The organism is Rhodococcus rhodnii NBRC 100604, from assembly GCF_001894925.1.
Lineage (GTDB): Bacteria > Actinomycetota > Actinomycetes > Mycobacteriales > Mycobacteriaceae > Rhodococcus_F > Rhodococcus_F rhodnii.
The window spans coordinates 1-6700 of sequence record NZ_BCXD01000053.1; the positions used below are offsets into that span (position 1 = coordinate 1).

Annotated in this window: 10 protein-coding genes; 6 read left to right on the top strand and 4 right to left on the bottom strand. The window is 65.0% G+C overall.

Annotated elements, in window-relative coordinates:
- The 3 genes from RR1_RS21130 to RR1_RS21140 form a co-directional block, all read right to left on the bottom strand.
- On the bottom strand, positions 1-441 hold a 441-nt coding region (locus RR1_RS21130; protein WP_307718154.1), incomplete at its 3' end, for an alpha/beta fold hydrolase.
- A complete protein-coding gene (locus RR1_RS21135) occupies positions 365-964 on the bottom strand; it encodes a DUF1707 SHOCT-like domain-containing protein (RefSeq protein ID WP_010840055.1) in 600 nt (199 codons plus the stop codon). The genes RR1_RS21130 and RR1_RS21135, both read right to left, overlap by 77 nt.
- A 79-nt stretch (positions 965-1043) precedes the next feature.
- A complete protein-coding gene (locus RR1_RS21140) occupies positions 1044-1541 on the bottom strand; it encodes a MarR family winged helix-turn-helix transcriptional regulator (protein ID WP_040775262.1) in 498 nt (165 codons plus the stop codon).
- Between the two features lie 196 nt (positions 1542-1737).
- Between RR1_RS21140 and RR1_RS21145 the strand changes: the two genes are divergently transcribed.
- The 5 genes from RR1_RS21145 (at position 1738) to RR1_RS21165 (ending at position 5315) form a co-directional block, all read left to right on the top strand.
- Positions 1738-3129 (top strand): MFS transporter, encoded by a 1392-nt coding sequence (locus tag RR1_RS21145; RefSeq protein ID WP_010840057.1) that lies wholly within the window; start codon positions 1738-1740, stop codon positions 3127-3129.
- 371 nt (positions 3130-3500) lie between these two features.
- Positions 3501-3791, top strand: coding sequence for a DUF4287 domain-containing protein (locus tag RR1_RS21150; protein ID WP_010840058.1), 291 nt, complete (start codon positions 3501-3503; stop codon positions 3789-3791).
- A 120-nt stretch (positions 3792-3911) separates the two neighbouring features.
- Positions 3912-4262: an ArsR/SmtB family transcription factor gene (locus RR1_RS21155; RefSeq protein WP_010840059.1), complete on the top strand. Its 351-nt coding sequence runs from the start codon at positions 3912-3914 to the stop codon at positions 4260-4262.
- Positions 4262-4750 carry an SRPBCC family protein gene (locus RR1_RS21160; RefSeq protein ID WP_010840060.1) on the top strand — a complete coding sequence of 163 codons (489 nt, stop codon included), beginning with the start codon at positions 4262-4264 and terminating at the stop codon, positions 4748-4750. Before RR1_RS21155 ends, RR1_RS21160 begins: the two co-directional genes overlap by 1 nt.
- 4 nt (positions 4751-4754) lie before the next feature.
- Positions 4755-5315 carry a dihydrofolate reductase family protein gene (locus RR1_RS21165; protein WP_040775265.1) on the top strand — a complete coding sequence of 187 codons (561 nt, stop codon included), beginning with the start codon at positions 4755-4757 and terminating at the stop codon, positions 5313-5315.
- 471 nt (positions 5316-5786) lie between these two features.
- Here the strand turns inward: RR1_RS21165 and RR1_RS21170 are convergent, their stop codons facing one another.
- Complete coding sequence (locus tag RR1_RS21170) at positions 5787-5984, bottom strand: hypothetical protein (RefSeq protein WP_010840061.1); 198 nt, start codon at positions 5982-5984, stop codon at positions 5787-5789.
- A gap of 176 nt (positions 5985-6160) precedes the next feature.
- Between RR1_RS21170 and RR1_RS21175 the strand changes: the two genes are divergently transcribed.
- The gene (locus tag RR1_RS21175; RefSeq protein ID WP_010840062.1) at positions 6161-6673 is read left to right on the top strand and encodes an ImmA/IrrE family metallo-endopeptidase; all 513 of its coding nucleotides are present in this window, start codon (positions 6161-6163) and stop codon (positions 6671-6673) included.
- The last annotated feature ends 27 nt before the right edge of the window (positions 6674-6700 follow it).

Here is a 6700-nt window from a genome sequence, read left to right on the forward strand (position 1 = left end):
GTAAGCGAGCGCGAGCGTCGAACCCCACGACACTCCGTCCACGATCCACCGGTCGACACCGAGATGACGCCGTAGAGCCTCGATGTCGCCGACCAACGCGGAGGTGTCGTTCTGGGCCAAGGATGTCGTGAGGTCGGAGGCGTGGGGTGACGAACGGCCACAACCCCGCTGATCGAACCCGATGACTCGAGTTCGTGTGAGATCGAAGCCGAACCTGTATCGACTGTTCCCGAGCCCACCCCCCGGGCCTCCGTGGAGAAAGAGAGCCGGTACTCCGTCTCGCTCGCCCCATTCCTCCCAGTAGATCTGCTGGCCCCCCTCGACTGCGAGCCTCCCGGTCGCGCGCGGTGCACCGCTCACGCTCTCACCGCGAACCCGAACGCTTGATGACGACCGACGACGCCGCCGACACCGAGCCGTGCAGATTGACGAAGGGTCCACCCTGACGTGTCGGCGGACCGGACTTGTCCTTGATCGTCGACCATCCGCTCTTGACCAGATCGTCGAAGCGGATCTCCTGATCCGGGCCGATCTTGATCTTCACGGTCGCGACCGACACGTGCAACTCCACATCGATTCTCGACGCGGGGAACACCGCCGCCGTGAAGTCGAGGTCGACCGTCGACATCGAGCCCGTGAACAGCATCCGCTGATCGACGGTCCAGCTGCCCTTGCGGCGGATCGTCCCCCAGTCGGCGTCGTAGGAGGCCTGCCGCGGCGGAGCGGCAGCGGGCGTCGGAGCGACGGAGGCGGTTCCCGGAAACAGCTGCCCAGCAGCGGGGAGATCGGCGACGGACTCACGAAGATCGCCGCGCGTGCGTGCCGCGTAAACACGCCCCGACCGCTCCTCGAACTCGGTGACATCGAGATATCCAGCCGCGAATGCGTCGTTGAGCAGGGCAACCGCTCGCTCACGCTCCGGATTGCCCACACGGAGGTCGTCGTCGGAGTGCTCGTCGGCCATGGTTTCACACACTAGGGCATCGTTCGTCACGCCTCGACGGAGCTGCGGACACCGCATGAACAGCGCGGCGGCCGCCACGTCACTCCCGGCCGCCCGACTCCGAGTCGGTGTCGGCTGCCCACGTCAACCGAGCCACCTCTTCGACGGACCTTCGTGCTCGCACGCTGTGCAGCTTCCGCGTCAGCCGCAGGTACTCGTCCAATTCGCGTTCCGACAGAACGCTCAGTAGGTCGCGGTTCTGCCGAGCAACGATCGTGAGGCCCGCGAAGAGCTTCGCTTCGCCCTCTGGCGTGAGGTGATGCGAGAACGTCGCCCGCTCCCCCACCGTTCGGCGAACCAGGCCTCGGGAGATCAAGTGTGCGAGGCTGCGCGCCGCAGCCTGTTGGCTCGTGTCGTTGGTTTCCGCGATCAGCGCCCCCGACGCGCCCGGACAACCCGCAATGGCATTGAGCACATTCATCAGCGCCGGATTCAAGCCCAGGCGCGCAAGCGGCGCGGTCGATTCCCGCAAAGCGGAGTTCAGTATTTCTCGGTGGTAAAGCCCGAACTCCAAAGCTTCCGAATCCATCTCCGACATATCAAATTATTTACCACACCCGCCTTCGGACCACGCCCACCACCTCGAGGTCCTGCGAATATTGGGACAACAAGGACGATACGGCACCCGACCCTGCGGCCCTCACCACATTCCGGGCCGTTTCGTTGCCGAGTCGAACGCTCGCACGCAAATCTTACAACACGTTGATTCAACCAGTTGATTGTTAGGAAAGCCGGTGACCACACCATGTTCGTCCCCCGCCTCCAGCGGACTCGCCCTGCCGACCGGTAGTGCCCTGACGATCCTCGCCGCCGTATCCACCGGATTCGTTGTCGCGGCGTTGGATCTCACCGTCGTCAACGTTGCAGGGCCCGAACTGCGCCGATCGCTCGACTTGTCCGTCGAATCCCTCACCTGGGCTGTCGACGCGTACATACTCACCTTCGCATCACTGCTGATTCTCGCGGGTGCTGCGGCGTCGCGATTCGGAGCACGCCGCCTCTACGTCTCGGGCCTGACGCTGTTCGTTCTCGCGTCCGTCGCGTGTGCCCTCGCACCGACCGGTGCCGTGCTCATCGGCGCGCGAGCCGTTCAAGGTTGCGCAGCAGCACTGTTCATTCCGGCGTCACTCGTCCTGCTCACGAGCCTGTTTCGGGACCCTGAACAGCGCGCGCGAATGGTGGCACTGTGGTCGACCGCGGGCGCAGCAGCATCAGGCGTCGGGCCCGTGGTCGGCGGGCTTCTCGTCTCGTCGCTCGGTTGGCGCAGCATCTTCTTCCTCAATGTTCCCGTGGGGGTCGTCGGCCTCGTGGCAACGCTACGAGTCGTCTCCCATTCGCCTACGACGGCGGCGAAGCGGATCGAGTACCTCCAGCATGTCCTTCTCCTCATCGCAGTCACAGCAGCAGCGCTTCTCCTGATCGGGGGGCCTTCTCACGATTGGGCAGGTGCGACGGTCACGACGAGTGCAGTCGCCGCAGTGGTCTTCGCAGTGTTGTTCGTGGCGCGGGAGCGTAGCTCCAATGCCCCCATCTGGCCTCGGGAACTCGTTCGGCGACAGGGTTTCTCGTCGATGACCGCGGTCGGTTTCGGCCTCAACTTCGGCCTGTACGGGATTCTCTATGCACTTGGGCTGCTGCTCCAGGAGGAGTACGGGCTTTCTGCTGGACGGGCCGGTCTCCAGCTCCTGCCGATCATGCTCGTCTTCGTTGCGGCCAATCTCGCGTTCGCGAGAGTCGTCGCGAAGGTCGGCGTGCGGTGGCCGGTGATCATCGGTCTCGTGGTCGCCGCAGCCGCCTACGTCCCTGTCCTGCTGCTGGGACCGAGGATCGGCCTCCTGGGGCTCACCGTCTCGCTCATGATCGCCAATGCCGGACTCGGCGTCGCCGCCCCCGCTATGACGGTGGGAGTGATGGAGTCCGCAGGAAATGCCTACTCTCACGTGGCGTCGTCCACGTTCAATGCGACCAGGCAGTTCGGCACATTGTTCGGCGTGGCGGTCGCGGGGTCCGTCATAGCTTCCACTCCCACGCTGACCGGTGCCCTTTCCATTCTGCTCGTGGTCGCCTGTGCGTCCTACCTGCTGTCGGCGGCCTCGGTTCGCCCCTTCACACGATCGGCGGGCTGATAGGTCGGATTCGCAGTTCGCCCCGATCCTCGGTCGATACCCGGCCTCGATCCGCTCGTCGTCACGTCCGGCACGCCGCCCGTCCCGGGGCGGCCGGCGACCGAACACGACAGAGCGGAGCCGGGGACCCGGCCGCAGGACGCGAGACGAACTCCGACCGAGCGCTGGCTACCGCAGCCCACGGCGTCCGGTATCGGTCGTCCGCCTGCCGCGTTCGGTCCACAGCCGGGGCGACGCACACGAAGCCAGCAAGATCGACGCCGAGTGCCGGTGAACCTCGCTACTGTCACGACGTGATCAGCTGGATTCACCCACGGCACACCGCTACACGGTTTCGCGTACTCGTTCCCGAACCGACAGGGGTTTCACCGATGTCCTTTCAGAGCTACCTCGACAACATCGAGACGAAGACCGGCCTCACGCCCCGCGAGTTCGTCGAACTCGCTCGCGCGCGGGGCTTCGACGACACCACCAAGGCCACGCCGATTCTGGAGTGGCTGAAAGAGGAGTACGGCCTCGGACGCGGGCACGGGATGGCGCTCGTCCACGTCATCACCAAAGGACCGCAGATCGACGCCAAGCACGTCGGCAGCGGAAGCACCCACGCCGACGCGACCGACACGTTGTGGCTGGATGGGGCAGCGACGAACCCGAACCGCTGACTCGGCCGGGCACGGCGAACCGCCCGGTGCTGCCGACCTCGACCGGCACAACACCCTTGACGTGCGTCACCTCACAGCATTACATTTAACTCGTTGGTTAATTGTAATGAGGAGGTGGGAGTGGCCGCCACCGATCAGCTCAGCGCAGTCTTCTCGGCGCTCGCGGACCCGACCCGTCGGAGGATTCTCGCCGACTTGGCCGAGCGCGATTCCACCGTCACGGAACTGACTGCGCCACTGTCCATCTCGATGCCAGCGGTATCGCGGCATCTCAAGGTGCTCGAGAACGCGGCCCTCATCTCGCGGACCCGCTCGGGCAAGCTGCGCGCCAGCCACCTCGAAGCCGCTCCGCTGCGTGAGGCCGCCGACTGGATCGACCGCTACCGAAGGTTCTGGGACACGTCCCTCGACCGACTCGACGCCCACCTCGCCGAGGTTCAGGCCACGGAACACACAACCGAGGAGACCTGATGATGCAGCCGCTCGCGCCACAGATCGACATCTCGCGAGTGTTCGACGCACCTCGGAGCCTCGTCTACCGTGCATTCACCGATCCGGCCCACTTCGCAGCATGGTGGGGTCCATCGGGGAACTCTCTGCCACGCAACGACATCGAGTTCGACGTGCGCACCGGCGGCCACCAGCGATGGACCGAGGTCTCCTCGGCGGATCCGGAGGTTCAGGTCCGTGTTCATGTCGACCTCACCGAGGTCATCGACGGCGAACTGCTCGACGGTCTCATGCACGTGACCGGCCGGCTGCCGGGCGGTGTCGAGTCGTTCGACACGAGGGTTCGCGTCGAGTTCCACGACGAACCCGTAGGGCGGACCCGACTCGAGATCCGGCAGTGGCTCCCCCACCACATCACCGGCAACGCCCAGCAAGGGTGGCACCAAGCGTTGTCGAAACTGCACACGGCCCTGGTCGATGCCCAGCCGTCACCGAACACCGAAAGGTAGTGCCATGGCCGAGCTGATCTACGTGATGAACATGTCGCTCGACGGATACATCGAGGACGAGCACGGCGACTTCAACCTGTATCCGCACGACGACGAGGTCTTCGCGGCCTACACCGAACTGACCCGACCTGTCGGTACTTTCCTGTACGGGCGACGCCTCTACGAGACGATGGCCCCGTGGGAGACGAACCCCGAGCTCGGCGAACAGTCGCCGCTCACAGCCGAATTCGCGACCGCTTGGCAAGCCGCGAGCAAGGTCGTTTACTCGACGACGCTGACCACGGTCTCGACCGCCGACACCCGCATCGCGCAACGCTTCGATCCGACCGAGATACAGGAGATGAAGGAGACCGCCACAGGCGATCTCACGGTCGGCGGCGCTGAGCTCGCCGCACAGGCATTCACAGCCGGCTTGGTCGACGAGTGTCAGCTGTTCGTCTGGCCCTGGATCATCGGTGGCGGAAAACCTGCACTGCAGACCACGACTCGCACCGCACTCGAACTCCGCGACGAACGCCGCTTCGGCAACGGCGTCACGCTTCTCCGGTACCGCGTCATGACGTGAACCGCAGTCCACGGAATCGAACTGGCCCCTCAGCACACCGACGCCAAGCCGAGGCTCGTCAGCGCACCGGGCCTGCCGACGACCTCGATAGCGCGGATTCCGCGCGCAACTCCACATCGGGATCGAGAAGCTGCAGCAGCCGCCCGAATTCGCCGCTGCACGCAGCGGACAGAAAGTCCGCCAGTGTGTCGAGCCGAGGCGAGCCGGAACGCGCTGACCTGCACCGAAGCGAGCGGGTGTGAGCCAGTATGACCCCCAGCGACGCGCGACTTGTGACAACTCCGTGACAACTTTCGGCCCGATCACTCGCCGTCGCCCTCCTCCCTGCCGCCCTTGCGCCACGCGAGTAGCTCGAGCTCCCACAGCAGCCAGTCGTACCGGTTGTCCCGCTCCCCCTCGTCCATGCAGGTTTCGACGCACGCAGGATGCGGTTGGTTCCCTTGACTCTATGAGTGACTCTGATCTGCGCCGTCACTCACGCGGGGCTTCGCGCTTGATGAGGTTCGGCACACTGAGGGTCGCGACCACTACCGCCGGGACGATCACCAGTGCGTTCATGCTCGCGTAGGTGACGAGCATGTAGGCGAAGATGCCGGAGGCGACGGCAACCACGAGCACGATCAGGTTCGCGGCGTCGACGCGACGATGCGATGTGTGCCGAGTTGTCACCGGTTGTCTCCTTGCATTGACGAGGTATCGAACGTTTCCGCGGGGAATGATGTGGCGCCGGGATCGGCTTGGGGTGCCCAAATGGTCAGGCGTATCGGGGACAGCTAGAGTCGCGCTAGATACTCTCTTGCCATATGCAGCGCAAGAGATGACACGGCAGGGGAGGTGTTCGGGCGATGCTGATCAAGGAGGCTGCCCGTCGCGCCGCTGAGGACACGCTCGCTACGCACTGGCGAGGCCGAGAGTTCCCTGTCGATCCGTTCGAGATCGCCGCGAACATGGGTGTGCGCGCTTCCGAGGCACCGCTCGAGGACGGGACGTCCGGGATGGTGATCTCCCGGCTTCGCACTCAGCCGGTGATCTTCGTCGAGGAGTCCGAGACGCGTCCTCGGAAACGGTTCACGTGCGCGCACGAGCTCGGCCACTTCGTCGAGCGAACCGAGACGCTGGGAGACCTGCGGGAAGGGTTCGCGTTCGTCGACAAACGGACGTCGAAGACCGACGCCCACGAGTTCTATGCCAACGAGTTCGCCGCGAACCTACTGATGCCCGAGGACGCGGTGAGACGACTCGAAGACGAGGGCTGCACGCTGATCCGCATGGCCGGCTACTTCGACGTCTCGGTGCCCGCAATGGAGGTTCGGCTTCGCCGACTCGGCATCCGGCTCGTTCCTGCCGCGTCTTGCTGACCGAGTTCGGCGAGGACGACCCGAGCT

What these genes read in the sequence shown, in the direction of transcription:
- RR1_RS21165 (WP_040775265.1), top strand. Translation starts at nt 4,755, where the DNA reads ATGGCCGAGCTGATCTACGTGATGAACATGTCGCTCGACGGATACATC.
- RR1_RS21135 (WP_010840055.1), bottom strand. Translation starts at nt 964, where the DNA reads ATGGCCGACGAGCACTCCGACGACGACCTCCGTGTGGGCAATCCGGAG.
- RR1_RS21175 (WP_010840062.1), top strand. Translation starts at nt 6,161, where the DNA reads ATGCTGATCAAGGAGGCTGCCCGTCGCGCCGCTGAGGACACGCTCGCT.
- RR1_RS21140 (WP_040775262.1), bottom strand. Translation starts at nt 1,541, where the DNA reads ATGTCGGAGATGGATTCGGAAGCTTTGGAGTTCGGGCTTTACCACCGA.
- RR1_RS21160 (WP_010840060.1), top strand. Translation starts at nt 4,262, where the DNA reads ATGATGCAGCCGCTCGCGCCACAGATCGACATCTCGCGAGTGTTCGAC.
- RR1_RS21150 (WP_010840058.1), top strand. Translation starts at nt 3,501, where the DNA reads ATGTCCTTTCAGAGCTACCTCGACAACATCGAGACGAAGACCGGCCTC.